Here is a 24,347-nt window from a genome sequence, read left to right on the forward strand (position 1 = left end):
AAGGAACTAGTTCTCTACTTTTTGAGGAACATAAGCATTGCTACCAGGCTTTGCTTTTATTTCGTTCCAAGCAGCGATAGCATCAGCTTTTGATTTTCCTTTGTTATTTGGATCTTCGAAAAAGTCACGAGTAAAGCGATTGTATTCAAACTGCGCGCTGATAGTTGTTTTATATGTAGGGTCTTTTTTTCGTTCGTTTTCTTCATACCAAAACGTTATCGCATCTTCATATGTTTTTCCAATATTCTCTTTAAAAAACTTTTGAAGAGCTACTGTAAAGCGGAATTTTGTTCCGATTTTTTCTTTAAAAAAAGCACGAACATCTTCGCTACAGCGGTGATTGTTAGTAATAATCGTTTGAAGAGAAAGGTCTTTATAAGAGAGGGAAGTTTTACTCGCTTTTGGACCAGAGCTGTTTTTTAATATTTTACCAGTATGTAAATAATGGGAGATACGATTGGCTATTTCAATCTTAGAGCCACTAGCTGGCAACCCATGCTCATGACAAAATGTTTGCAGTTCTTCTTTTAACCAATAATAGTTTTGGAAATCTTCAAGTGATATAGACTTTGTTAAAGGTGGACGCATGAATGTAACAACTTCTTTCTTCCATATTTTTCTTTAATTATAAAACGTACGTTCTTTTTATGGAAGGATTAATTTGTAAATATAATGGGAAGAGGAGATTACATATGGAAAATGTAATGCAAGTTCGTGTTACTGGAATTTTAATTGAAGATGAAAAAGTATTGCTAGTAAAGCAAAAAATTGCTAATCGGAATTGGTCTTTACCTGGAGGAAGAGTGGAGAATGGTGAAATGTTAGAAGAGGCGATGGTTAGAGAAATGAGAGAAGAAACGGGATTAGAAGTTAAAATTAAGAAGCTACTCTATGTTTGTGATAAACCAGATGCCAGTCCATCTTTATTACATATTACATTTCTACTTGAAAAGATTACAGGGGAAATTATGTTACCATCAAATGAATTTGATCATAATCCGATTCATGATGTACAAATGATGCCAATAGACGAATTAAGTCAGCATGGTTTTTCGGAAACCTTTATAAAGCTTGTAAATGAAGGGTTTGCAAATGCAGGGAGTTACCAAGGATTGAAACAAAATATTGGCCTGTAAATATAGTTGAAGGATAGCCGTTCGCTATCCTTCATAACATGTTTTACACTGCTGACTGTAAAGAAGAAACAAGTTGATTTAAAAACTCATCCCCAGTCATAATCGCTTTCCCACCGCCACGAGCACTTTTTTTATTTCCGCCACCTTTTCCTTCAATTGTAGGAAGTGCCGCTTTTAAAAGAGCATTCATATCGAGTGTGACTGTTTTGCCACAAGCGAGGATGCATTGTAATTTGTCCTCGTTTTCAATAACGAAATATGTAATGGCATGCTCTTGTTGTTCTGTAATAATAGCGGATAGCTTTGCGATTTCTTGCATAGAACGATTTGTAAACACTTTAGAAATAAGTATGCCAGCATGTATTTTGGTAGGTTGTTGAAGTAGTTCGTTTGCCTCTGCATATAATAATTTTTCATTCATTGTTTGCATAGCTTTTTCGGTTTCTTTTTGAGAAGTTAGAAGCTGTGCTACCTTTACTGGAATATCAGCTTCGCTACTGTTTAATTGTTTAGAAACATCCTTCATAATTTGTTGTTGTTGTCCCATTAATTTAAGTGTGCGCCAGCCAGCGATAAACGTTAGTCGTATTCCACCTCTATTGCGTTCCCATCCTAGTACTTGAATAGGACCTACTTCACCTGTGCGTTTCGGATGAGTTCCACCACAGCCGTTATAATCAAAGTTTTCGATCATAACAACGCGTATATTTTCTGTCATATTCGGTTCTTTACGAAGAGGTAATGTTTTCGCTTCTTCTAAGTTCATCCATTTAATAAGAATTGGATGGTTTTCAAAAACAATATTGTTCGCAATTTGCACTGCTTTTTCAACCGTTTCATTAGGGAGATTTTCCGCTTCTAAATCGATTGTTACTATTTCTTTTCCAAGATGGAATCCAATAGTAGGTATGTTAAAATAATCCCAAAAAGCAGCAGATAAAATGTGCTGAGCTGCATGTTGCTGCATATGATCAAAACGACGCTCCCAATTAATTTTACCTTCTACTTCTTCTGTATGTAATTGTTCTGCAATGAAGTGGTGGATTTCTTCGTCGACTTCTTCAACACCAAGTACAGCAATGCCATTTAAAGTTCCAGTATCATGGGGTTGCCCGCCACCTGTTGGGTAAAATGCCGTTTCGTTTAAAATAACGTATAAGTTACCGTCTTTATCATAATCTTGTTTTATAACTTTTGTAGTAAAGTCTTGCTTATAAGCGTCAGTGTAATATAATTTTTGCTCCAATTTTCTTTCTCCTCTCGCATTAACTAGTTTCATTGTAAAGCAATTGAAATTCGTTTCCTAATATTTCAGAAGAAAGAAGCTTTTTTTAGAATTTTCTTGCTATAATAAGAAAAAGAAAATGCGGGGGTGGAATGAATATGTTGTATGAAAACGGCGTAGATAAACTGCTTAGTTTAAGCAAAAATATTTCTGAATTGTATCGAGAGTTAAACGAAATGACCCGGATTTTAACGGATTGTAACCGCGAAAGTGTGAAGTTTGATCGGTTATATGTAAAAGAGTTACTGTGGAAGAAAGAAGATGTAATAGAGAAATATGACCAGCTACTTGTGCAACTTTGTATAAATGAATGCTTTGATTTAAAAAGTGTCATTACAGGGGAATATAAGTATACATATGAAGAAGTAGAAAACATCGTTTTACAATTTAATGAAAAGTATAATGTCGCAATTTTAATTAAAGACGTTTGTAAAGAATTACAGTTTACATATGGCATAGATATGGATATAACGAGAACAACTCGAGTATCAACAGCTCAAGTATAAAAAGGGAAAAGAAAGCAGATCCTTTGCTTTCTTTTTTTATGTGATAACAGGGAGAGTAGGTTTTTAAGATGAAGGGGAAGTTACAAAATATTCATCCGTTAGGAATGACAATTATAATAGGGACTTTATTTGCGAGGTTCGCCACGTCAATGAGTATTCCTTTTTTAGCAATTTATTTAACGACTGTTAAAGGCGTATCAGCTGGAATGACGGGTGCTATTATTGGAACGAGTGCACTTGTTGGAGTGTTTGCTAGTTTTATCGGAGGGAATTTATCTGATCGATTCGGTCGAAATATGATTCTAATATGGTCCATGATCGTTTGGGTATTTGTATTCATAGGATTTTCACTTGCAGATCATGTTTTAAGTTTCTTTTTATTAAATGCTTTAAATGGATTATGTAGGTCCTTTTTTGAACCGACGTCAAGAGCGTTATTATCAGATTTAACGAAACCAGAGTATCGTTTACTCGTATATAATTTGCGTTACGGTGCAATCAATGTTGGAGTAGCAATTGGGCCACTTGTCGGATTACAGATTGGAAGCGCAAAATCAACAATTCCTTTTTTAGTAGCAGCTGGGGTATATATTCTATATACAGTTATACTAGCGTTTCAATTCAAGAAATATCCAGTGGAACAAAAGAAAATCAATAAAGAAAAGCCTGTTACAATGCTAAATGCGCTGCGTATATTACGAAAGGATGTCGTATTTTTAGTTGCGTTAGTTGGTATTATTTTGAGTAATTGTGGTTTTTCTCACTTAACGACGACAGTATCACAATATTTTGCAAATGCACATATATTCCAGGATGGAGTGAAATTATTTTCATATATGTTAGCATTAAATGCGATTGTTGTAGTCGTAATTCAATATCCTGTTATTCAAATGTGTAAAAAGTATACACCATTAGCATCCATTATGGTTGGAACTTTATTTGTGAGCGGGGGATTATTTGGATTTGGAATAGTAGAATCTATGCTAGGTGCTGCTATTTGCACAATTATTTTTACAATTGGAGAAGTCTTAATGTTTTCGATGACGGATGTATTTATTGATGATATAGCTGTTGCGCATCTAAAAGGAACGTACTTTGGAGCAATGGGCTTTTCAGGAATTGGAGCAGTAATTGGTCCATGGTTTGGGGGCGTACTTCTCGATTACTACGGGTACCAAAATGGATTTAGTGTCTTTTCAGCGCTAGCTATATTTTCAACTGTAGCATTTCCTGTACTTTTAGTTACAAAAGGTTTATTGAAAAAAAGATATGATAGAAATTCTAATATGGAAGTACATGCGAAATAAAATAAGCCCCAGTAGACGACTGGGGCTTATTTTTGTATTTATTTTAATTCTCAATTTGAAAAAGAACTTTTTCCTCATGTTTATGAGCTACTTCGTTTTTGGAAATATGAATGGCTAAATATCCATTCTCTAAGCAGGCTAGCATCTTTTTATAAATAATATTATCGGGTAAAGGAATGATCCTCTGCAAAGAAATATTTTTATGAAGTATGCAAATGTTTAGGCCTGTCTTCATCTTTTTAATGACTACATTTTGTTCTGTCACATTTGGTACATCTGTTTCCAAAATGTATTCTTGTTCCGTTTCACAAAGGTCAATATGAATTTGATTTGGGAAACTAAAGTTGCTACAAGAATCAGAACAAAACTGATCCATCCATTCTTCGAAACCATCAACATGAAAAAGACAATCCTTCTTTTTCTTGCCCATGTAAGACACCCTCCGTAAAATCTCAATTCATACTATGTTATGCATGAATGAAGTAGGGGTGAAGAATAAATGGAAAAATATAAACATTGTATGTGGAAAAGGTAGCTAGTGTGCATTTTTTGTGTTACATATCATGATGTGCATGATGTTTTTGACGTGAATGGTTACGGTTTTTTACTTTATGAGATCCGCTTAATGGTTCGGGTTGTCCTTTTTTTTCTTTCGCTTCACGATTGTTTTTGCTCATTGTCTGTGACACCTCCTCTTTCTTTTTAGAATGAGAGAAGTTTGCAAATTTATACGAGAATGTTTTTAGAAAAAAAGGTAAAGATAAGTGGGACTAACTATTATGGAAAGGGGATTGTATAATGCCATATCATAAAGATAAGCAACAAGCTTTTCAAGCAGCGCAGCAAGGTGTTACACAAGCAGAAAATGCATTTAACAACATTGTAAAAAATGATCCAAACTACGGTCATGATTTGAAAGAATTACGCCAAGAGGTTCAGGAAGCCTATGAACAGATTCAAAATGCACTAGAAGTAGCTTCGGAAACACAACGCCCACAACTTGAGCAATACGAAAATAATCTTCAAAATATTATGCAGCATGTAGATCAATTAGAAAAGTAAATGAGGTTGTTGTGTATTCGACAACCTCTTACTTTAACGAATATTATGCGAAAACAGAAAATTTTTCTACTCGTTTTTTCTTTATTATGCGCAGTACATATATTTCAAGTTGAAAAAGTGGAAGCGAAAATGTTGCTCAGAAAAGAGCTAGAACCAACTGGCTATGTAACATGGGAAGTACCTAATAATGAAAAGATTATTGCTATTACATTTGATGATGGACCGGATCCAACTTATACACCACAAATTTTAAATTTATTGCGCCAATATAAAGCAGAAGCGACATTTTTTATGATTGGATTTCGAGTTCAGCGTAATCCATATTTAGTGAAACAAGTGTTAAAAGAGGGGCATGAAATTGGAAATCATACGATGAACCATTTGTATGCGAGTAATTCATCAGATGAAAAATTAGAAAATGATATTTTAGATGGAAAGAAATTTTTCGAAAAATGGGTGAAAGAACCTTTGCTCTTCCGTCCACCTGGCGGATATATTAACGATGCTGTATTTAAAACAGCGAAAGAAGCTGGTTATCAAACTGTTCTATGGTCGTGGCATCAAGATCCACGTGATTGGGCAAATCCAGGGGTTGAATCCATTGTAAATCATGTAGTGAAACATGCTAAAAGTGGTGATATCGTATTGCTACATGATGGGGGAAATAATCGTAGTCAAACAGTAGCAGCGCTAGCAAAAATATTACCTGAACTGAAAAAGCAGGGCTATCGATTTGTAACGGTTTCGGAATTGTTACGTTATAAACATTAGAAAAAATCCCAAAAGGTGAATGTTCCTTTTGGGATTTTTCGTTACTGGTTCTTTTTGCGTTTCTTATTATTTTGTCGTTCTGCAGCAGTTAAGTTTTCATTTGCAAACTCTTCGTTATAACCAGCACCTTGTCCTTGTGCAGATGCTGCATTCATTCCTGAAATAGTATGATTTGCTTTTCTTTTACCCATTTTATTTCACCTCTATAACTTTTTTTGTAAGTTGCATGATGAGCAGTTCATAGTATGTATGAACTGTAAAGAAAGCGCTAATAGAGCACTTTACTTTATGGTAATAGTATTCATAAGGAACATGAACACTATTCAAATTTAGAAACATAAAGAAAACTTATGATAATCTATAAGTTTCTTATTATTTACTTATTTAGAAAGTTGTAATAAGATATTATCGTAAGGTATTGAAAAGTTTGTCTACATTTTATATTCAGACAACTTAGTCACGTTTAACAGGGGGGAAACATAATGGTCAAACATAATCCATTTCAATCACGTGCAACTTTTGAAGTAGATGGAAAAACGTATCATTATTATGATTTGAAAGCGCTTGAAAATGCAGGGGTTGGCAACGTATCTCAATTACCATATTCCGTGAAAGTTTTACTTGAATCAGTACTTCGTCAAGTAGACGGACGTGTAATCACAGAAGAGCATGTTACAAATTTAGCGAAATGGGGAACGAAAGATGTGCAAGATATCGATGTTCCATTTAAACCATCTCGTGTAATTTTACAAGATTTCACTGGTGTTCCAGCTGTTGTTGATTTGGCTTCGCTTCGTAAAGCAATGGCAGACATGGGTGGGGATCCTGATAAAATTAATCCGGAAATTACTGTAGACCTTGTAATTGATCACTCTGTACAGGTTGATAGAGCGGGTACGGCAGACGCGCTTGCATTCAACATGGACTTAGAGTTTAAACGTAATGAAGAACGTTATAAATTTTTAAGCTGGGCACAAAAGTCATTTGATAACTACCGTGCAGTTCCACCAGCTACAGGTATTGTACACCAAGTAAACCTTGAATATTTAGCACCAGTTGTTCATGCTGTGAAAAATGCTGAAGGTGACTTAGTTGCATACCCAGATTCGTTAGTTGGAACAGACTCACATACAACAATGATTAATGGTATCGGTGTTCTTGGATGGGGCGTTGGTGGTATTGAAGCAGAAGCGGGAATGCTTGGACAGCCTTCGTACTTCCCAGTACCTGAAGTAATCGGTGTAAAATTAACTGGTACACTTCCAAGTGGTACTACAGCAACAGACGTTGCATTAAAAGTAACACAAGTATTACGTCAAAAAGGTGTAGTTGGTAAATTTGTTGAGTTCTTCGGTAATGGCTTAAAGAGCATGCCTTTAGCTGACCGTGCAACAATTTCAAACATGGCACCAGAATACGGCGCAACTTGTGGATTCTTCCCAATCGACGAAATTTCATTAGAATACTTACGTTTAACAGGTAGAGATGAGGAGCAAATTCGCGTTGTTGAAGAATATTGTAAAGCGAACGGCTTATTCTATACAGCAGACAGCAAAGATCCAATTTACACTGATCTTGTTGAAATTGATTTAAATACAATCGAATCTAACCTTTCTGGACCGAAACGCCCACAAGATTTAATTCCACTTTCAGATATGAAAGATGCGTTCCACAAAGCTGTTGTAGCACCAGTTGGAACACAAGGACTTGGATTTAATGAGCAAGAGTTCGATAAAGAAGTGAAGGTTACATTAGAAGATAAAGAAGTAACGATGAAAACAGGTGCAATCGCAATCGCTGCAATTACAAGCTGTACAAATACATCAAACCCATACGTATTAATTGGGGCAGGTTTAGTTGCGAAGAAAGCAATTGAAAAGGGACTTAAAGTACCTGAATACGTAAAAACATCATTAGCACCAGGATCTAAAGTTGTTACGGAGTACTTAGATAAATCAGGTTTAACAACGTATTTAGATCAATTAGGTTTCCAAACAGTTGGTTACGGCTGTACGACTTGTATCGGTAACTCTGGCCCATTAGCACCGGAATTAGAAGAAGCAATCGCAGCAAACGACTTACTAGTAACATCTGTTTTATCTGGTAACCGTAACTTTGAAGGTCGTATTCACCCGCTTGTAAAAGCAAATTACTTAGCATCACCACCACTTGTTGTGGCATATGCACTTGCAGGTACTGTTGATATTGACCTGAAAAATGATGAAATCGGTAAAGATGCAAATGGCAATGCTGTTTACTTCAATGATATTTGGCCATCAGCTAAAGAAATTGAAGATGTAGTTCAAAGCGTTGTTACATCTGAGCTGTTCAAGAAAGAATATGCACAAGTATTTAACAGTAATGAGCGTTGGAATGAAATCCAAACTTCAAACGAAGCTTTATATACTTGGGATAATGATTCAACATACATTCAAAACCCACCATTCTTTGAAGGTTTATCTAAAGAACCAGGTGAAGTTGAAACGTTATCAGGCTTACGCGTAGTTGGTAAATTTGGTGACTCTGTAACGACTGACCACATTTCACCAGCAGGTTCAATCGGTAAGCATACACCAGCTGGACGCTACTTATTAGAAAACGGCGTACAACCAGTTGACTTCAACTCTTACGGTTCTCGTCGTGGTAACCATGAAGTTATGATGCGTGGTACATTCGCGAACATCCGTATTAAAAACCAAATCGCACCAGGAACAGAAGGCGGATATACAACATACTGGCCAACTGGTGAAGTAACATCAATCTATGATGCTGCTATGAAATATAAAGAAGATGGCACAGGCCTTCTAGTTGTTGCAGGTAAAGATTACGGTATGGGAAGTTCTCGTGACTGGGCTGCAAAAGGTACTAACTTATTAGGTATTAAAGCAGTAATCGCAGAAAGCTTCGAACGTATTCACCGCAGTAACTTAGTGTTAATGGGTGTATTACCACTTCAATTTAAAGATGGCGAAAGCGCTGAAACATTAGGTCTTGTTGGTAACGAGTCATTTGAAATTCAAATTGACAAAACAGTTAGACCGCGCGATCTTGTAAAAGTAGTTGCAACTGATGCAGATGGCAACGAAAAACAATTTGAAGTAGTAGCTCGTTTCGATAGTGAAGTTGAAATTGACTACTACCGTCACGGTGGTATCTTACAAATGGTTCTTCGTGAGAAAATTGAAGAGTCTAAAGTGTCAAACTAAACAATTGAAATGAATGATAAGGAAGCTAACAACTGTTAGCTTCCTTATTTTATGGAAAGGGATGAAACCAAATGGTTTCATCCCTTTCTTTTTACTATAAAAATGGAGGGAATACTATGAAAGAATATAAAAGAATTTTGTTACCGTTACAGAAAGAAAAAATATTAGTAATAGCAGCTGTATGCAGTGGGGTTTTTGCAGCTATTTTAAATCTATCCCGTCCACTATTCATGGGACTAATTGTAGATAACCTAATTCAACGAGAGCTGAAGGGAGCGTGTTTTTACATTACTTTGTTTACAGTTACCCGCTTATTGATGTGGGTGAACAATCTTTCATTTGATTATGTAAGCTCAAAAGCGAGCCAGCGAATATTACGAGAGAAGCGTATAGATGTATTGCGCCATTTTTTCCTATTACCGTTTGAAGAGAGTGAGAAAATCAAACAAGGAGAGCTAGAAACGTTAGTCGTATCTGATATTCCGAACTGGGTCAGGCTATATGGTTCTATATTAATAGAATATATACACGCCATTGCGCAATTTATCGGTGCGATCATAGCACTACAACATATAGATATACAGTTCATATTGTGGATAACTCCGTTTTTATTTTTAAGTGCAATGGTTCCGATGCTTTTAGGGAAGAAGGTAAGAAATATTGCTAGTATTGCTCAAAAAAATCAATCAACTGTTGTAGAGATGGTGTCACAGTTTGTAAAAGGAGCGCAAGATTTACGTAGTTTGCAAAAAGAAAAATGGGCTATTGGCTTATTTAAAGGAGTAACGGCACAATCTTATAAAACAGAAGTAAAGAAGACGATGATGCAGCATTACATTGGAGTAGTTGGAACAGTGATTGAAACAGGAGCATATATCGTTGTTCTTATTATAGGTGCGCAAAAAATAATGCAGGGCGAAATGGAGGTTGGTTCACTTGTTGCAGTGTTAGCGACAATTGAGATGCTCTTTTTCCCTGTCCGTTATGTGGGGGATTTATTAATGATGACACAAGTTGCAGCTGCTTCGGCAAGTAGAGTTTTTTCCTTTTTAGATAAACGAGTGGCAAATAGTAATGTAGAAAAAGCGATGGGGATGACAATAACAAATGTTTCATTTCAGGAGAATGGTGAAGAGAAATGCAGAATTAAGAATATTGATTTGCAAATTAATCCTGGCGAACTCGTTATGATTGTGGGAGAAAGTGGTGCAGGAAAAACAACGCTTTTAAAATTAATGACAGGTTTGTATCAACCATCTAACGGTAGCATTGCTTATTATGGAAATGAGGCTCGATTGACTACAGTGTGGCAAGAACCTCAATTCTTTCGGACGACAGTAAAAGAGAATATGTATTTCGGGGAAGTGGGCTTAGAAAACGAGTTAGAAAAAAGTGCTGAACTTGTAAATGTAACGCCGATTATTAGGGGGTTACCTGAAGGTCTTCAAACTGTACTACATAAAATCGGTGAAGAGTTTTCGGGAGGAGAAAGAAAACGGCTTGCATTATTGCGAGCAATTGGTTCAAATCCGAATTTTATTATTTTAGATGAACCGACTGCGGGATTAGATCCGGGCAATCAAGAATTTGTTTGGAATATGATAGAAGGACTAGGAAGCGATGTAACGAGAATTGTAGCAACGCATGATGTAGAGAAAGTAATACTAGCAGATCGCGTTGTCATCATGAAAGAAGGAAGTATTGTAGCATGTGGAAGTCCTGAAAAATTAATAAATAGTCATTTGTTTTTTTAAGGGATGTGAATAAAGATAAGAGCATTGTTCTTATCTTTATTCAGCGTCATTTATTTGATACTCGATAGATTCGGAATGATTCAGATCAACATTAAAAGTAGCAGTCATAAGGAAAGTTGTAATTCCGAGGATTATGAAAAGGACGAATGAGACTAGAGAGATGTAAAGACAAATACGCCCTACTTTCTTTTTTTCAATATCTTTACTAAAGAGTGAAATGATCCATGTAATAATACCGATTGGATATAAAAGAAAACTAAGAATATATAATGTTATTTTTTCGAATGAATTCATAAACAATCCCCCTTTTGTTGAAGGTTATATAACCATGAAAATAAAAGGTGAATGGGTCTAGAAGAAGATAGGTAATACTTCATTTGTTTTTCTAATTATATGATAAAAAGGAAAAAAATGCACTTTAAATAAGAATATTCTAATTATTTAGACTGTGAATATTTCCAAGCTTGTCCGTATAAGCTAAAATAAGGTATATAGCATTTTGGTGAATATGTTACAAGACAAACACGTTAGGGTGATATAAAATGTGGCGGAAGCTTACGATTATTGTAGTGTTACTTTGTTTAGCGGGATATGCAGCTTATGAACAGTTTGGTAAAAGCGATCAGGTGGCCCAAGGAGAGCAAGAAAAAAGTAAAGCTGCTATGAAAGAGATGATTGCAAGTAACGGTATTGAAATAGGAAAGAGTGCGCCAGACTTTGAATTAACGAAGTTAGATGGAACGAATGTAAAGTTATCGGATTTAAAAGGAAAGAAAGTGATTTTAAACTTTTGGGCAACGTGGTGTGGACCTTGTCAGCAAGAAATGCCAGATATGGAGGCTTTCTATAAAGAACATAAAGAAAATGTAGAAATTTTAGCAATAAATTATACGCCTTCAGAAAAAGGCGGAGGGATAGAAAAGGTGAGTAATTTTGCTAAGGAGAAAGGAATTACTTTTCCTATTTTATTGGACAAGAATATTGATGTGACAACAGCGTATAAAGTCATTACAATCCCAACTTCGTATTTTATAGATACGAAAGGTGTCATTCAAGATAAGTTTATTGGACCGATGACGCAAAAAGAGATGGAGAAACGAATTGCTAAATTAAAATAACAGTGAAAAGGTAGAGATGGAATATAATCATTTCTGCCTTTTCTTTTTCACGTAGTGAAAGCTTCATGATATGATAAAAGAAATATAAACGTTGAGAGATAAAGGAGTGTATTTGGAGTGGGGAATATATCCTTACCGTTAGATTATGTTGTAATTGACTTTGAAACAACAGGATTTAACCCTTATAATGATAAAATTATTCAAGTGGCAGCAGTGAAATATCGTAATCATGAACTAGTAGATCAATTTGTTTCCTATGTGAATCCAGAGCGTCCAATTCCAGACCGAATAACGAGTTTAACAGGTATTACAAATTATCGTGTTTCAGATGCACCGACGATTGAAGAAGTGTTACCTTTATTTTTAGCATTTTTACATACGAATGTAATTGTCGCTCATAATGCATCTTTTGATATGCGCTTTTTGAAAAGTAATGTGAATATGCTGGGGTTGCCGGAACCGAAAAATAAAGTGATTGATACTGTATTTTTAGCGAAGAAATATATGAAGCACGCTCCTAATCATAAACTTGAAACGTTAAAGCGAATGCTTGGAATTCGTTTGAGTTCTCATAATGCATTTGATGATTGTATTACTTGTGCAGCAGTTTATCAAAAATGTGCCTCTATTGAAGAAGAGGCGAAAAGGAAATCGAATACAGAAGTACTTGATGAGACAGCAGTATATGAAGCGGTAAAAGAGATACTTGTACGAAATAAACGTGATATCGAATGGATTCGTTGCATGAATGTAGGAAGCTATTTAGATATAAAAGCTTTTTATCCAGTTATGAGATTAAAGGTAAAAGGGCGAAAGAAATACGTATTAACAGACATATTAGAAGATGATGTGAAAGAAATATGTACGAGTTTAGCCTGTGAACCGGCGTTAAAAAGTGAAGTTGGTAATACGAGAATTATGCTGAATTGCTTAGAGGACGTCCTGAAATTAGAAAGTTATATTTTAGAACAGTATGATTTCGTACTGCAAGCGCTGCATGATTATAAACAAAGTGAAATGAATGCAGATGAAAAGTTAAAAGAGTATTTAAATATTATGGTATGAAAAACTCCGTGTACATTTTATTGTACACGGAGTTTTTTTAGGAGTATTAAAACATAAAATTTTCTTGCAAATCTGATTAAAGAGTTTTTCCTTTGCTCATACTATGTATAGTAAGAATGAGAAGGAGAGAGGGTGAACAGCATGAGAAGAAGTCGTCGCAAATCATTTGACGAGCTTGTGAAAGAAAATAAACAACAATTATTAAGCGATCGCGATGCAATCGATCGCATTGAAGAGCGTATTGAAAAACGTTATGAAATGAAACTTTTTAAGCAAGCTGAATAATTCTTAACACTAGTACGATACTACTGTTAAGGAGGCGATAGTAATGGGTAATCCGAAAAAGAATTCAAAAGACTTTGTACCGAATCATATTGGAACACAATCAAAAAAAGCTGGTGGCAATAAAGGGAAGCAAATGCAAGACCAAACGGGTAAACAACCGATTGTTGATAACGGTTAAAGAAAAGGAGAATATTGTATTCTCCTTTTTTATGTATAAATTTGAGGGAAGATAGGTAATTTAAGATGGTGTGTATATACAATATTAGGAGGAAAGTACATGCCAAATCCAGATAATCGAAGTGATAACGCTGAAAAGTTACAAGAAATGGTGCAAAATACAATTGATAACTTTAATGAAGCGAAAGAAACAGCGGAACTTTCTAATGAAAAAGATCGTTCTGCTATTGAAGCAAAAAATCAAAGACGTTTAGAAAGTATTGACTCATTAAAAAGTGAAATCAAAGATGAATCTTAACAGAATGTACAAAAAGGGCTGACTTTTGTCAGCCCTTTTTCGTAATCGTAAAGTTTTCAACGAGTAAACGCCAATTTTGCGGGAATGGTAAACCAATCTTCCAATAACTAATACCACCTATACCTTGTTCTTTCATTAAATTAAACTTACTTTGAACAGACCGTGAATCTTCAAACCAAACTTCGTGTTGTACACCATTTTCATCGAAATAATTAAAATGAGGAGCCTGTGCTGTGAAATCATAGCGGATCGGAACATTGTATTTACGAGCTAGTGCAACAGCTGCGACAGAGCTAATTGCTTTTGCAGGCGGATTTCCTTCTTTGAATGGAAGTTTCCAATCGAATCCGTATAAATTTTGTCCCATCATAATTTTTTGCGGAGGCATTTGAGATTTTGCGTATTGAAGTACTTCTTTTACAGGACCGATAGGAGAAATAGCCATCGGTGGTCCGCCCTGCCAACCCCAGTCGTATGTCATAATGACGACGAAATCAACAATTTGACCTTGTGCTTTATAATCATGAGCTTCGAAAAATTTTCCCTTTTGATTTGAACTTGTTTTCGGTACAAGTGTTGTACTTAGTGTGTACCCATTAGGTAAGCGTGTTTTCACATTTCGTAAAAAACGATTATACGCTTCGCGATCTTCAGGTGCCACGCTCTCGAAATCAAAATGAATGTCTCGCATACCGTACTTCTCAGCTGTTTGCAAAATGTTTGTAATAAATTTATTTTGAATCGTTGCATCACGTAAAATAACGGATGTTAGATCGGCACTAAAGTTTCCATTTTCAATATTTGTAATAACGAGCATAGGAATGGTGTTTCCTTGCGTTGCAATATTAGCAATTTTAGCTGTTTCAGTTGGTTCTTTTAACGTACCATCTCTTTTTGCCTCGAAACTGAAGTAGGCTAAGTATGTTAAAAATGGATTAATAGCACGTGTAGAATTAACTAAACTTTCTTTAATGGGGATAGTTGAAGGTTGTAAATAAGCGATGGATTCTACTGCTCGTTTCGTCCCTTTTGGAATATATAATTGCTGGCCAACATGGAGAATGGATTTTAAAGATAAATTATTCACTTTAGCTAAACTAGCGAGAGGAACGTTATATGTTTGAGAGATTCGATATAAGCTATCGCCAGGCTGTACATAATAATTATTTCCTTTCGTATTCACAATTAGTGCCTGACCAACAACGAGTGTTTCAGCTGGATTTAATCCATTGTCTTTTACTATCTCGTCAGGTGTTGATCCATATTTTGATGCCAAGCTATATACGCTATCACCGCTACGAACCGTTACAATTTGAATCATATGCTTGCTCCTTTCGGTAAAAGATTCACTATTTTTATTTTATTTTTGATGTCACTGTATTATGATTAAATGTATGTAAGGCACCAGAAGTGAAAGAAGGCGAATACATATGTTTGTAGCAGAACATGAAGTTGAAATCCGTTATGCGGAAACAGATCAAATGGGTGTTGTTTACCATTCAAACTATTTAGTGTGGCTTGAACTAGGTCGCACGAAACTTATACAAGATTTAGGGTTTTCATATGTTGAAATGGAGAAGGAAGGAATTATTTCTCCTGTTTTAGATTTGCAAATTTCTTATCGTAAAGCGATGCGCTACGGGGAAAAAGCAATTGTAAAAACGTGGGTTGATACAGTGAGCCCGCTTCGCGTTGTATATGGATATGAAATTTATAATGGTGATGGCGAACTTTGTATTACTGCAAGTACAACGAATATTTGTGCAAAAAAAGAAGGGTTCCGCCCTGTATCATTTAAAAAGTTCTATCCAGAGTGGTATGCGAAATATGAGGAAATTAAGAAAAAATAAAAAAGCGTGGCGGAAGCCACGTTTTTTTATTTTTCATAATTAAATTGCGGGAAATCATCACCGTCGTTAAATGTAACAACTAAATTATGTCCATCGAAGAACCACTCATCATCGCTTTCAATAAAGAAGTTAATATCTTCTTCTTGAATTTGCACAGCAGGATGTGCAGGATCATCTTTACGAATACCTAAAGAAAGTCCTTTTTGCACAGTACTGCAACCACCGTATTGTACGAAAAAGCGTAGTGTTTCACCTGATTGTAAGTTTAATTCGTTTTTATACCATTGTGCTGCTTCTTTTGTTACGGAAAGATTCATGTATAGTTCCTCCAAATTATGTTGCTTTTTCTTTAGTATAAAAAATAACGCAAAAAGACGCTATTAATATGCTTCACGTTTTCTTTTTGCGTTATGTGGGTTACGATCTTATTTTTGCTTTTTTGAAAAGTTTGCTTTCGGTTCAGTTTTATTTATAATTCGTCCAATATTTGCACGGTGTTTATAAATAACCATACCTGCTAATAAACACATCGCAATAATGAAGATTTTATCCCCGCTAACAATTGATGCGATAACGGCAACGACAGCTGTTACCATAGAAGAAAGTGATACGTATCTTGTTGTAAATAAAAGGCTGAAAAAGACAACAGCTAAAATTGCAAAAACAACTGGTGAGTAGCATAATAGCACGCCAGCAGAAGTTGCAACTGCTTTACCACCACGGAATTTCGCGAAAATCGGATACACATGTCCAAGAACAGCTGCTAATCCGAACCATAGTGGATGAACATCTAACGCGAAAATAATCGGTAGACTCGTTGCTAATGTACCTTTTAAAATGTCAGCAATTGTAACGATAAAACCTGCTTTTTTCCCTAATGTGCGGAATGTATTTGTTCCGCCTAAATTACCGCTTCCGTGCTCACGAATGTCAATTCCATAACCAATCTTTCCAACGACTAGTGCAAATGGAATCGAGCCAAGTAAGTAGGCAACGATAAATAAAAGATATGTAGTAACCATAAGTTCAGTCTCCTTTATTCAAATGTGTTGATAAAGGGTAAAAAGAGTTTTTCCCGTATATTGTACCATACATTTGTAAAGAGCACATTTCTTTTTTGTAAATGAAAAATTCATTATTTCGTGCAAAAAATTTCACAGGAATGTTACATTTCTCACAGAAACAATAAGACTATATGTAGTAACATTTTAATCAAAAGACAACAACATATTGGTGGAGGGTTATAAATGTTACAAAAAAATACACGTGGAGAAGAATTAATGAGAGTGTTTGAGACGATTGTCCACGGCAATGAACAAGATTTAATGCAAGAAAATGCAAATGTAGACGGCCGCTCTCCAATGGGAGTAATGGGAACGTTCGCATCTGAGAGTGCAAAATATTATGCTGTGGAAAATTTATTGTCAGATCAAGTGAAAAAAGCGATAAATGAAAATATATTATATCCACATGATTTAGATTTTTATGCGACAGGAACGACGACTTGTTCACAAATTCCGTTAGCGCAAATGCTTGCGAACGGTTTTCATACCGGACATGGACATATGAGACAACCGCAAGACATTAAAAGTGCATTAGCTCTTTCATCTATTATTTTTCAAGCGAATCAAAATATGCAGCACGGTGGTCAATCGTTTGCACTCTTTGATGTTGATTTAGCTCCATATGTGAGAAAAACCGTAGAGAGACATAAGAAACGATTACAGTCATATCCGCTCACGAAAGAACAAATAGAAGAATTTGCGTGGAAAGAAACAGAAAATGATACGTATCAGGCTTGTGAGGCTTTCATTCATAATTCAAATAGTATGCATAGTAGGGGCGGCGGGCAAGTACCGTTTATTTCTATTAATTATGGAACAGACACATCAAAAGAAGGAAGACTTTTAATTAAACAACTTTTAAAAGCGACACAAGCTGGTCTTGGTAAAGGAGAAACACCAATTTTTCCTATTCAAATTTTTAAAATGAAAAAAGGTGTGAACTTTGAAGAAAGTGATCCGAACTATGATTTATTTGAATTAGCGTTAGAGACAACGGCTGAACGATTATTCCCTAACTTTTCATTTTTAGATGCGCCATTTAATGCTGTGCATTATGATGGACGACCGGAAAGTGAAGTATGTTACATGGGATGTCGTACTCGTGTTATGTCGAACATACATGGAGAAGAAACGGCGATTGGAAGAGGGAATTTATCATTTACATCTATTAACTTAGTGAAATTAGCATTAATTAGTGGTTCAAAAGAAGCGTTTTTTGAAGCGTTAAATTATTATTTAGATTTAGGAATTAAGCAATTATTAGAGCGATTTGAGTATCAATGTACGAAACGAGCAAGAGATTTTCGATTTTTATACTCACAAGGTGTATGGCGCGGTGGAGAAAAGTTACAGCCTGAAGATTCTGTAGCATCCATTTTAAAGCAAGGGACGTTAAGTCTTGGTTTTATCGGTCTTGCGGAGTGTTTAGTAGCTTTAACAGGAAAGCATCATGGAGAAGATGAAGAATCATGGAAACTCGGGTATGAAATCATTTCCTTTATGAGAGATAGAATGGATAAAGCGACAGAAGAACATGAACTGAATTTCTCGGTAATTGCAACTCCGGCAGAAGGATTATCAGGGAAGTTTGTGAAAAAAGATAGAGAAGAATTTGGCGTGATTAGCGGTATAACAAATCATAATTACTATACGAATTCATTCCATATTCCAGTTTATTATAACATGCAAGCGATAAATAAAATTCGTTTAGAAGGCCCGTTCCACGCTCTATGTAACGGGGGACATATTACGTATATTGAACTAGATGGAGCAGCAATGCATAACAAAAAGGCATTAAAACAAATTGTACAAGCGATGGCAGAACATGGCGTTGGATACGGTTCAATTAATCACCCTGTTGACCGTTGTAAGTGCTGTAGTTATCACGGAGTTATTGGAAATGAATGTCCGAGCTGCGGAAATGAAGATGAGGCTAATATAGAAAGAATTCGCCGTATAACAGGTTATCTTGTAGGAGATATGTCGAAGTGGAATAGTGCGAAACGTAGTGAAGAGATGGATCGGGTGAAACATAAATGAAAGTGATGAACATCATTCATGATAGTGTAGTAGATGGAGAAGGGTTGCGGACAGTCGTGTTTTTTGCGGGCTGTCCGCATCGTTGTTTCGGTTGCCATAATCCGAAATCGTGGAATATTTGTAATGGAACTGAAATGACAGTAGAAGAAATTGTGAAAGAGATTGCAAGTAATCCATTAACTGATGTAACATTTTCAGGTGGAGATCCATTTTTCCAAGCTGCTGAAGTGAAAAAAGTAGCAAAAGCTGTGAAAGATTTGAAAAAAAATCTATGGATGTATACAGGTTATACGTTAGAAGAGATACAGAGTTCTCAAAATAATGATATGATAGAGTTGTTACATTATGGGGATGTTTTAGTCGATGGAAGATTTGAAATCGAGAAAAAAGATTTAACACTTCCATTTCGCGGAAGCTCCAATCAACGTATTATTCGATTGAAAGAGTAAAAAGGCGGGATAGATTATTATGAATAAAACAGTATTACTTGTTGAAGATGAAAGAAGATTACGTGAAATTGTCAGCGATTATTTTCGCAATGAAGGCTTTGAAGTAATCGAAGCAGAAGACGGAAAAAAAGCGTTAGAATTATTTGCAGAGCATGAAATTGATTTAATTATGTTAGATATTATGTTACCAGAAATAGATGGATGGTCTGTTTGTAGACGAATTAGAAAAGAATCAGCAGTACCAATTATTATGCTAACAGCACGTTCGGATGAGGATGATACATTACTAGGGTTCGAATTAGGTGCAGATGAATATGTAACGAAACCTTTCAGCCCGAAAGTGTTAGTAGCTCGCGCGAAGACGTTACTGAAACGTGCGGATGGCGTGGTAGGGGTAGCAGAAGAAAATGCTATGTCTTTAGCTGGAATAGAAGTGAATCGTCTATCTAGAACTGTTTTAGTAGATGGAGAAGAAATTATATTAACACATAAAGAATTTGAACTTCTCGTTTATTTAATGGAGAACAAAGGAATTGTGTTGTCACGTCAACATTTATTAGATCAGTTATGGGGATATGACTATTACGGTGATGACCGAACTGTTGATACTCATATTAAAAAACTACGAAATAAGCTAGGAGATAAAGCGAAGCATATCGGTACTGTTATTCGTGTTGGTTATAAATTTGAAGAATAACTTGGAACGTATTGTGTGCTTCAGTCTAGGAAAATAACAATTTTATATCCTCTTTTGCAGGTGGAATGTACAAAAAATGCTTTTTTTGTCTACAATGTTAAATAAGTGTATTTTTTTAATTGGATTTCACGATGAGTTCACAAGAAGGACACAAAACGTGACTATACTAAAAATACGAATTCACTAGAGAGGGGAAGTAAACATGGGATATTACGACGGACCAAATTTAAATGAAGAGCATAGTGAAACGAGAGAAGTGAGAAAATCGGGCAGTAAAAAAGGCTATTTTTTCACAGGTTTAGTCGGAGCTGTAGTTGGGGCTGTTTCAATTAGTTTTGCGGCACCATATATGCCATGGGCTCAAAATAATGGAGCGACTGTATCATCTTTTAGTTCAGATTCAAAAGTTGAAGGTACTGTAGTTCCTGTTGTCAATAAAGCAAAAAATGAAACGGACTTACCTGGTATGATTGAAGGCGCGAAAGATGTTGTTGTAGGTGTTATTAATATGCAACAAAGTATTGATCCATTTGCAATGCAACCGACGGGTCAAGAACAACAAGCTGGTTCAGGATCAGGTGTTATTTATAAAAAGGCAGGAAATAAAGCATATATTGTAACGAACAATCATGTAGTAGATGGTGCAAATAAACTTGCTGTAAAACTGAGTGATGGCAAGAAGGTAGATGCGAAGCTTGTAGGGAAAGACCCTTGGTTAGATTTAGCTGTTGTTGAAATTGATGGTGCTAATGTAAATAAAGTTGCCACTTTAGGTGATTCTAGTAAAATCCGTGCGGGTGAAAAAGCAATTGCAATCGGTAACCCACTAGGATTTGATGGAAGTGTAACGGAAGGTATTATTAGTAGTAAAGAACGCGAAATTCCGGTTGATATTGATGGCGATAAACGTGCAGATTGGAATGCTCAAGTTATTCAAACAGATGCAGCAATTAACCCTGGTAATAGTGGTGGTGCGTTATTTAACCAAAACGGAGAAATAATTGGGATTAATTCAAGTAAAATTGCACAACAAGAAGTTGAAGGAATTGGATTTGCTATTCCAATTAATATCGCAAAACCAGTTATTGAATCTCTTGAAAAAGATGGAGTAGTAAAACGTCCAGCGCTTGGAGTAGGTGTTGTTTCATTAGAAGATGTGCAAGCTTATGCAGTCAATCAATTGAAAGTACCGAAAGAAGTAACAAACGGTGTTGTATTAGGTAAAATTTACCCAATATCACCGGCTGAAAAAGCAGGTTTAGAGCAATATGATATTGTAGTAGCATTAGATAATCAAAAAGTAGAAAATTCACTTCAATTCCGTAAATATTTATATGAAAAGAAAAAAGTAGGAGAGAAGGTAGAAGTTACATTCTATCGTAACGGTCAAAAAATGACGAAAACAGCTACTTTAGCAGATAACTCAGCTACAAAGAATCAATAATCGGAATAAAAGAAAGTCTCTTTCATATTGAAAGAGACTTTCTTTATCGGCTATACTAAAGGAATAGGAGGGATAATTTATGACAATTGAAAACCCAACTCGTACGGAAATTGGTGAAGTATTAAAGAAAAGCAAAACGATTGCAGTTGTTGGTTTATCGGATAAGCCAGAACGTACATCGTATATGGTTTCAAAAGCAATGCAAGATGCTGGATACCGCATTATTCCAGTTAACCCAACAGTAGATGAGGTGCTTGGAGAAAAGGCAGTTGCTTCACTAAAGGATATTAAGGAACACGTTGACATTGTAAATGTATTTCGTCGCTCAGAGTTTTTAATGGATGTTGCAAAAGAATTTGTAGAGATTGATGCAGATGTTTTTTGGGCACAATTAGGAGTACAAGATGAAGATACATACAAACTTTTAAAAGAAAAAGACTATACTGTAATAATGGATCGTTGTATAAAAGTAGAACATGCGATGACAAAATAGTATAGATTGTAAAGGTAGGAAGATTGCTTCAGCCCTCATGATAATAAGTAGGGCCGATGAACGAGGTGTTCATCATGAGATTTTTTAAAGGCTGTTTTTGGGGATTGTTACTTGTAATCCCGTTTTGGATCTTGATCATTTGGATCATAATAAAGGTTTGGAATGTGTAATCTTGGAATACATATCCATTTCTCGTTGACAAACGATTATTTTTCTGAAATAGTAGCCTAGAGGAATCCTTGTGAAAAAACAAGGATTTTTCTATTGAAAATGGTATATAAAAGAGATAAGATAACTTGCCAAAACTATAGTCGAGGCGTTATTCTATAATGGAAACATATGTTCTGATTTTGGATTAGGAAAGGGGCAAGGAGTTTGGCGAAGCATCAGTTCCAATATAATGAAGATGCGATTCAAGTGTTAGAAGGACTTGAAGCCGTTCGAAAACGCCCGGGTATGTATATCGGGAGCACGGACAGCCGTGGATTGCATCATTTAGTATACGAAATAGTAGATAACTCCGTTGATGAAGCGTTAGCGGGATTTGGCGACGAAATTTCTGTCGTAATACATAAAGATAATAGTATTAGCGTTATAGATAAAGGGCGAGGAATGCCTACGGGAATGCATAAGCTTGGAAAACCTACACCAGAAGTTATTTTAACTGTACTTCATGCCGGTGGTAAGTTTGGTCAAGGTGGTTACAAAACCAGTGGTGGTTTACACGGTGTTGGGGCGTCAGTTGTAAACGCCTTATCTGAATGGTTAGTCGTAACGATTAAGCGTGACGGAAATATTTATGAACAACGCTTTGAAAATGGCGGTGTTCCTGTAACGACGCTTGAGAAAATCGGAAAGACGAAAGAATCTGGTACGACAATGCATTTCAAACCAGATACAACGATTTTCAGCACAACAAATTACAATTATGAAACATTATGTGAGAGATTACGTGAATCTGCATTCTTATTAAAAGGGATGAAAATCTCAATAAAAGATGAAAGAAATGATTTAGAAGATGTCTTTCATTATGAAACAGGAATTGAAGCTTTCGTTTCCTATTTAAACGAAGAAAAAGATTCAATTCACCCAGTTGTATACTTCACTGGTGAACAAAATGGGATTGAAGCAGAACTAGCATTTCAATTTAACGATGGCTACTCAGAAAATATTCTTTCGTTTGTAAATAATGTACGTACAAAAGATGGTGGAACACATGAAGCTGGATTTAAGACAGCGATGACGCGTGTGTTCAATGAGTATGCTCGCAAAGTTTCACTATTAAAAGAAAAAGATAAAAACTTAGAAGGTACAGATATTCGTGAAGGTGTAGCGGCTATCGTTTCTGTACGTGTACCAGAAGAAGTACTTCAGTTTGAAGGGCAAACAAAAGGGAAACTAGGTACAAGTGAAGCTCGTTCTTCAATTGATGCCATTGTATCAGAGCATTTAGCTTACTTTTTAGAAGAAAACCCGGACGTAGCCACACTTCTTGTGAGAAAAGCAATTAAAGCAGCGCAAGCACGTGAAGCTGCTCGTAAAGCGAGAGAGGAAGCGCGTACTGGTAAAAAGAAAAAGAAATCAGAAGGTACATTAAGTGGTAAGTTAACACCTGCACAATCACGTAACCCGCAGAAAAATGAACTATACCTAGTAGAGGGTGACTCTGCCGGTGGTTCTGCAAAACAAGGGCGAGATCGACGCTTCCAAGCGGTATTACCATTGCGTGGTAAAGTAATTAATACAGAAAAAGCAAAGCTTGCTGATATCTTTAAAAATGAAGAGATTAATACAATTATTTATGCGATTGGCGGCGGTGTAGGCAATGAATTCGATGTGGAAGACATTAACTACGATAAAGTTGTAATCATGACCGATGCCGATACAGACGGAGCGCATATTCAAGTATTGTTATTAACATTCTTCTACAGATATATGAAACCACTTATCGAAGCTGGTAAAGTGTTTATCGCACTTCCTCCTTTATACAAAGTAAGTAAAGGAAAAGGAAAAAGTGAAGTAATTGAATACGCATGGTCAGATGATGAATTAGATGAAGTAACGAAAAAAGTTGGAAAAGGTTACATGTTACAGCGTTATAAAGGACTTGGCGAAATGAATGCGGATCAATTATGGGAAACAACGATGAATCCTGAAACGCGTACATTAATTCGCGTGAAAATTGATGATGCAGCGAGGGCAGAGCGCCGCGTAACAACATTAATGGGCGATAAAGTAGAACCGCGCCGTAAATGGATTGAGCGCAATGTACAGTTTGGTATGCAAGAAGAAGGAAATATTTTAGAAAATGAAATGATTATGGAGACGGAGGTGGAATAA

General features: G+C 35.9%; 28 protein-coding genes. 19 read left to right on the plus strand and 9 right to left on the minus strand.

Features of this window, described 5'->3' with window-relative positions:
- Nucleotides 1–6: 6 nt before the first annotated feature.
- A complete protein-coding gene (locus PDQ40_RS18080) occupies nt 7–588 on the minus strand; it encodes a DUF6434 domain-containing protein (protein WP_001247753.1) in 582 nt (193 codons plus the stop codon).
- A gap of 104 nt (nt 589–692) precedes the next feature.
- On the opposite strand from PDQ40_RS18080, the gene PDQ40_RS18085 reads away from it, so the two are divergent.
- Complete coding sequence (locus PDQ40_RS18085) at nt 693–1,136, plus strand: NUDIX hydrolase (protein ID WP_000432558.1); 444 nt, start codon at nt 693–695, stop codon at nt 1,134–1,136.
- Between the two features lie 43 nt (nt 1,137–1,179).
- On the opposite strand, the gene PDQ40_RS18090 is transcribed toward PDQ40_RS18085, so the two are convergent.
- Nucleotides 1,180–2,382, minus strand: coding sequence for a serine-tRNA(Ala) deacylase AlaX (locus tag PDQ40_RS18090; protein WP_000435891.1), 1,203 nt, complete (start codon nt 2,380–2,382; stop codon nt 1,180–1,182).
- A 137-nt stretch (nt 2,383–2,519) separates the two neighbouring features.
- On the opposite strand from PDQ40_RS18090, the gene PDQ40_RS18095 reads away from it, so the two are divergent.
- Both PDQ40_RS18095 and PDQ40_RS18100 read left to right on the plus strand, forming a co-directional pair.
- On the plus strand, nt 2,520–2,927 hold the full coding sequence (locus PDQ40_RS18095) for a hypothetical protein (protein ID WP_000965134.1): 408 nt from the start codon (nt 2,520–2,522) through the stop codon (nt 2,925–2,927).
- Between the two features lie 68 nt (nt 2,928–2,995).
- Nucleotides 2,996–4,234: an MDR family MFS transporter gene (locus PDQ40_RS18100; RefSeq protein WP_000676836.1), complete on the plus strand. Its 1,239-nt coding sequence runs from the start codon at nt 2,996–2,998 to the stop codon at nt 4,232–4,234.
- A gap of 43 nt (nt 4,235–4,277) precedes the next feature.
- Here the strand turns inward: PDQ40_RS18100 and PDQ40_RS18105 are convergent, their stop codons facing one another.
- Nucleotides 4,278–4,664, minus strand: coding sequence for an Hsp20/alpha crystallin family protein (locus PDQ40_RS18105; protein ID WP_000516745.1), 387 nt, complete (start codon nt 4,662–4,664; stop codon nt 4,278–4,280).
- Between the two features lie 124 nt (nt 4,665–4,788).
- Nucleotides 4,789–4,911, minus strand: coding sequence for a small acid-soluble spore protein P (locus PDQ40_RS18110; RefSeq protein ID WP_000042141.1), 123 nt, complete (start codon nt 4,909–4,911; stop codon nt 4,789–4,791).
- 121 nt (nt 4,912–5,032) lie between these two features.
- Here PDQ40_RS18110 and PDQ40_RS18115 point away from each other — a divergent pair, with 121 nt between their 5' ends.
- Together PDQ40_RS18115 and pdaB are read left to right on the plus strand one after the other, a co-directional pair.
- Nucleotides 5,033–5,296 (plus strand): hypothetical protein, encoded by a 264-nt coding sequence (locus PDQ40_RS18115; protein ID WP_001146294.1) that lies wholly within the window; start codon nt 5,033–5,035, stop codon nt 5,294–5,296.
- A gap of 45 nt (nt 5,297–5,341) precedes the next feature.
- A complete protein-coding gene (gene pdaB / locus PDQ40_RS18120; protein WP_002022108.1) occupies nt 5,342–6,067 on the plus strand; it encodes a polysaccharide deacetylase family sporulation protein PdaB in 726 nt (241 codons plus the stop codon).
- A 41-nt stretch (nt 6,068–6,108) separates the two neighbouring features.
- On the opposite strand, the gene sspO is transcribed toward pdaB, so the two are convergent.
- A complete protein-coding gene (sspO, locus tag PDQ40_RS18125) occupies nt 6,109–6,258 on the minus strand; it encodes an acid-soluble spore protein SspO (RefSeq protein ID WP_000518051.1) in 150 nt (49 codons plus the stop codon).
- 291 nt (nt 6,259–6,549) lie between these two features.
- Between sspO and acnA the strand changes: the two genes are divergently transcribed.
- Complete coding sequence (acnA, locus tag PDQ40_RS18130; RefSeq protein ID WP_000238572.1) at nt 6,550–9,273, plus strand: aconitate hydratase AcnA; 2,724 nt, start codon at nt 6,550–6,552, stop codon at nt 9,271–9,273.
- Nucleotides 9,274–9,389: 116 nt separating this feature from the next.
- Complete coding sequence (locus tag PDQ40_RS18135; protein WP_270691555.1) at nt 9,390–11,027, plus strand: ABC transporter ATP-binding protein; 1,638 nt, start codon at nt 9,390–9,392, stop codon at nt 11,025–11,027.
- Between the two features lie 36 nt (nt 11,028–11,063).
- On the opposite strand, the gene PDQ40_RS18140 is transcribed toward PDQ40_RS18135, so the two are convergent.
- Nucleotides 11,064–11,321, minus strand: a complete 258-nt coding sequence (locus tag PDQ40_RS18140; protein WP_001083869.1) for a hypothetical protein — start codon at nt 11,319–11,321, stop codon at nt 11,064–11,066.
- A gap of 248 nt (nt 11,322–11,569) precedes the next feature.
- On the opposite strand from PDQ40_RS18140, the gene PDQ40_RS18145 reads away from it, so the two are divergent.
- The 5 genes from PDQ40_RS18145 (at nt 11,570) to tlp (ending at nt 13,970) form a co-directional block, all read left to right on the plus strand.
- A complete protein-coding gene (locus PDQ40_RS18145) occupies nt 11,570–12,145 on the plus strand; it encodes a TlpA family protein disulfide reductase (RefSeq protein ID WP_000269077.1) in 576 nt (191 codons plus the stop codon).
- 117 nt (nt 12,146–12,262) lie between these two features.
- Nucleotides 12,263–13,210, plus strand: coding sequence for a 3'-5' exonuclease (locus PDQ40_RS18150; RefSeq protein WP_000526906.1), 948 nt, complete (start codon nt 12,263–12,265; stop codon nt 13,208–13,210).
- 141 nt (nt 13,211–13,351) lie between these two features.
- Nucleotides 13,352–13,495, plus strand: coding sequence for an FbpB family small basic protein (locus tag PDQ40_RS18155; protein WP_001254697.1), 144 nt, complete (start codon nt 13,352–13,354; stop codon nt 13,493–13,495).
- A 43-nt stretch (nt 13,496–13,538) separates the two neighbouring features.
- Entirely contained in the window at nt 13,539–13,673 is a 135-nt protein-coding gene (sspN, locus tag PDQ40_RS18160) for an acid-soluble spore protein SspN (protein WP_000527989.1), read from the plus strand.
- 99 nt (nt 13,674–13,772) lie between these two features.
- Nucleotides 13,773–13,970 carry a small acid-soluble spore protein Tlp gene (gene tlp, locus PDQ40_RS18165; protein ID WP_001133509.1) on the plus strand — a complete coding sequence of 66 codons (198 nt, stop codon included), beginning with the start codon at nt 13,773–13,775 and terminating at the stop codon, nt 13,968–13,970.
- Between the two features lie 28 nt (nt 13,971–13,998).
- On the opposite strand, the gene PDQ40_RS18170 is transcribed toward tlp, so the two are convergent.
- The gene (locus tag PDQ40_RS18170) at nt 13,999–15,291 is read right to left on the minus strand and encodes a glycosyl hydrolase family 18 protein (protein WP_000614849.1); all 1,293 of its coding nucleotides are present in this window, start codon (nt 15,289–15,291) and stop codon (nt 13,999–14,001) included.
- 109 nt (nt 15,292–15,400) lie between these two features.
- Here PDQ40_RS18170 and PDQ40_RS18175 point away from each other — a divergent pair, with 109 nt between their 5' ends.
- Entirely contained in the window at nt 15,401–15,820 is a 420-nt protein-coding gene (locus PDQ40_RS18175) for an acyl-CoA thioesterase (protein ID WP_000495810.1), read from the plus strand.
- Between the two features lie 26 nt (nt 15,821–15,846).
- On the opposite strand, the gene PDQ40_RS18180 is transcribed toward PDQ40_RS18175, so the two are convergent.
- Nucleotides 15,847–16,137, minus strand: coding sequence for a HesB/YadR/YfhF family protein (locus PDQ40_RS18180; RefSeq protein WP_001054442.1), 291 nt, complete (start codon nt 16,135–16,137; stop codon nt 15,847–15,849).
- 108 nt (nt 16,138–16,245) lie between these two features.
- Entirely contained in the window at nt 16,246–16,842 is a 597-nt protein-coding gene (gene plsY, locus PDQ40_RS18185; RefSeq protein ID WP_000258966.1) for a glycerol-3-phosphate 1-O-acyltransferase PlsY, read from the minus strand.
- A 225-nt stretch (nt 16,843–17,067) separates the two neighbouring features.
- Between plsY and PDQ40_RS18190 the strand changes: the two genes are divergently transcribed.
- The 6 genes from PDQ40_RS18190 to parE all read left to right on the plus strand — a co-directional run bounded on the left by PDQ40_RS18190 (nt 17,068) and on the right by parE (nt 24,347).
- Nucleotides 17,068–18,924 (plus strand): anaerobic ribonucleoside triphosphate reductase, encoded by a 1,857-nt coding sequence (locus PDQ40_RS18190; RefSeq protein WP_000939608.1) that lies wholly within the window; start codon nt 17,068–17,070, stop codon nt 18,922–18,924.
- Nucleotides 18,921–19,373 (plus strand): anaerobic ribonucleoside-triphosphate reductase activating protein, encoded by a 453-nt coding sequence (nrdG, locus tag PDQ40_RS18195; RefSeq protein WP_000867061.1) that lies wholly within the window; start codon nt 18,921–18,923, stop codon nt 19,371–19,373. The genes PDQ40_RS18190 and nrdG overlap by 4 nt, the downstream gene beginning before the upstream one ends.
- Nucleotides 19,374–19,392: 19 nt before the next feature.
- Complete coding sequence (locus PDQ40_RS18200; RefSeq protein ID WP_001044683.1) at nt 19,393–20,070, plus strand: response regulator transcription factor; 678 nt, start codon at nt 19,393–19,395, stop codon at nt 20,068–20,070.
- 202 nt (nt 20,071–20,272) lie between these two features.
- Nucleotides 20,273–21,514, plus strand: a complete 1,242-nt coding sequence (locus tag PDQ40_RS18205; protein WP_000542648.1) for a S1C family serine protease — start codon at nt 20,273–20,275, stop codon at nt 21,512–21,514.
- Nucleotides 21,515–21,593: 79 nt separating this feature from the next.
- A complete protein-coding gene (locus tag PDQ40_RS18210) occupies nt 21,594–22,007 on the plus strand; it encodes a CoA-binding protein (RefSeq protein WP_000151382.1) in 414 nt (137 codons plus the stop codon).
- Between the two features lie 375 nt (nt 22,008–22,382).
- Nucleotides 22,383–24,347, plus strand: a complete 1,965-nt coding sequence (gene parE, locus PDQ40_RS18215) for a DNA topoisomerase IV subunit B (protein WP_001062205.1) — start codon at nt 22,383–22,385, stop codon at nt 24,345–24,347.

The sequence above is a fragment of the Bacillus cereus group sp. Bc061 genome (assembly GCF_027715825.1).
GTDB classification, from domain to species: domain Bacteria; phylum Bacillota; class Bacilli; order Bacillales; family Bacillaceae_G; genus Bacillus_A; species Bacillus_A paranthracis.

Coding starts and splice junctions, on each gene's coding strand:
- PDQ40_RS18080 (WP_001247753.1), bottom strand. CDS start 588: ATGCGTCCACCTTTAACAAAGTCTATATCACTTGAAGATTTCCAAAAC.
- PDQ40_RS18085 (WP_000432558.1), top strand. CDS start 693: ATGGAAAATGTAATGCAAGTTCGTGTTACTGGAATTTTAATTGAAGAT.
- PDQ40_RS18095 (WP_000965134.1), top strand. CDS start 2,520: ATGTTGTATGAAAACGGCGTAGATAAACTGCTTAGTTTAAGCAAAAAT.
- PDQ40_RS18100 (WP_000676836.1), top strand. CDS start 2,996: ATGAAGGGGAAGTTACAAAATATTCATCCGTTAGGAATGACAATTATA.
- PDQ40_RS18105 (WP_000516745.1), bottom strand. CDS start 4,664: ATGGGCAAGAAAAAGAAGGATTGTCTTTTTCATGTTGATGGTTTCGAA.
- PDQ40_RS18110 (WP_000042141.1), bottom strand. CDS start 4,911: ATGAGCAAAAACAATCGTGAAGCGAAAGAAAAAAAAGGACAACCCGAA.
- PDQ40_RS18115 (WP_001146294.1), top strand. CDS start 5,033: ATGCCATATCATAAAGATAAGCAACAAGCTTTTCAAGCAGCGCAGCAA.
- pdaB (WP_002022108.1), top strand. CDS start 5,342: ATGCGAAAACAGAAAATTTTTCTACTCGTTTTTTCTTTATTATGCGCA.
- sspO (WP_000518051.1), bottom strand. CDS start 6,258: ATGGGTAAAAGAAAAGCAAATCATACTATTTCAGGAATGAATGCAGCA.
- acnA (WP_000238572.1), top strand. CDS start 6,550: ATGGTCAAACATAATCCATTTCAATCACGTGCAACTTTTGAAGTAGAT.
- PDQ40_RS18135 (WP_270691555.1), top strand. CDS start 9,390: ATGAAAGAATATAAAAGAATTTTGTTACCGTTACAGAAAGAAAAAATA.
- PDQ40_RS18140 (WP_001083869.1), bottom strand. CDS start 11,321: ATGAATTCATTCGAAAAAATAACATTATATATTCTTAGTTTTCTTTTA.
- PDQ40_RS18145 (WP_000269077.1), top strand. CDS start 11,570: ATGTGGCGGAAGCTTACGATTATTGTAGTGTTACTTTGTTTAGCGGGA.
- PDQ40_RS18155 (WP_001254697.1), top strand. CDS start 13,352: ATGAGAAGAAGTCGTCGCAAATCATTTGACGAGCTTGTGAAAGAAAAT.
- sspN (WP_000527989.1), top strand. CDS start 13,539: ATGGGTAATCCGAAAAAGAATTCAAAAGACTTTGTACCGAATCATATT.
- tlp (WP_001133509.1), top strand. CDS start 13,773: ATGCCAAATCCAGATAATCGAAGTGATAACGCTGAAAAGTTACAAGAA.
- PDQ40_RS18170 (WP_000614849.1), bottom strand. CDS start 15,291: ATGATTCAAATTGTAACGGTTCGTAGCGGTGATAGCGTATATAGCTTG.
- PDQ40_RS18175 (WP_000495810.1), top strand. CDS start 15,401: ATGTTTGTAGCAGAACATGAAGTTGAAATCCGTTATGCGGAAACAGAT.
- PDQ40_RS18180 (WP_001054442.1), bottom strand. CDS start 16,137: ATGAATCTTTCCGTAACAAAAGAAGCAGCACAATGGTATAAAAACGAA.
- plsY (WP_000258966.1), bottom strand. CDS start 16,842: ATGGTTACTACATATCTTTTATTTATCGTTGCCTACTTACTTGGCTCG.
- PDQ40_RS18190 (WP_000939608.1), top strand. CDS start 17,068: ATGTTACAAAAAAATACACGTGGAGAAGAATTAATGAGAGTGTTTGAG.
- nrdG (WP_000867061.1), top strand. CDS start 18,921: ATGAAAGTGATGAACATCATTCATGATAGTGTAGTAGATGGAGAAGGG.
- PDQ40_RS18200 (WP_001044683.1), top strand. CDS start 19,393: ATGAATAAAACAGTATTACTTGTTGAAGATGAAAGAAGATTACGTGAA.
- PDQ40_RS18205 (WP_000542648.1), top strand. CDS start 20,273: ATGGGATATTACGACGGACCAAATTTAAATGAAGAGCATAGTGAAACG.
- PDQ40_RS18210 (WP_000151382.1), top strand. CDS start 21,594: ATGACAATTGAAAACCCAACTCGTACGGAAATTGGTGAAGTATTAAAG.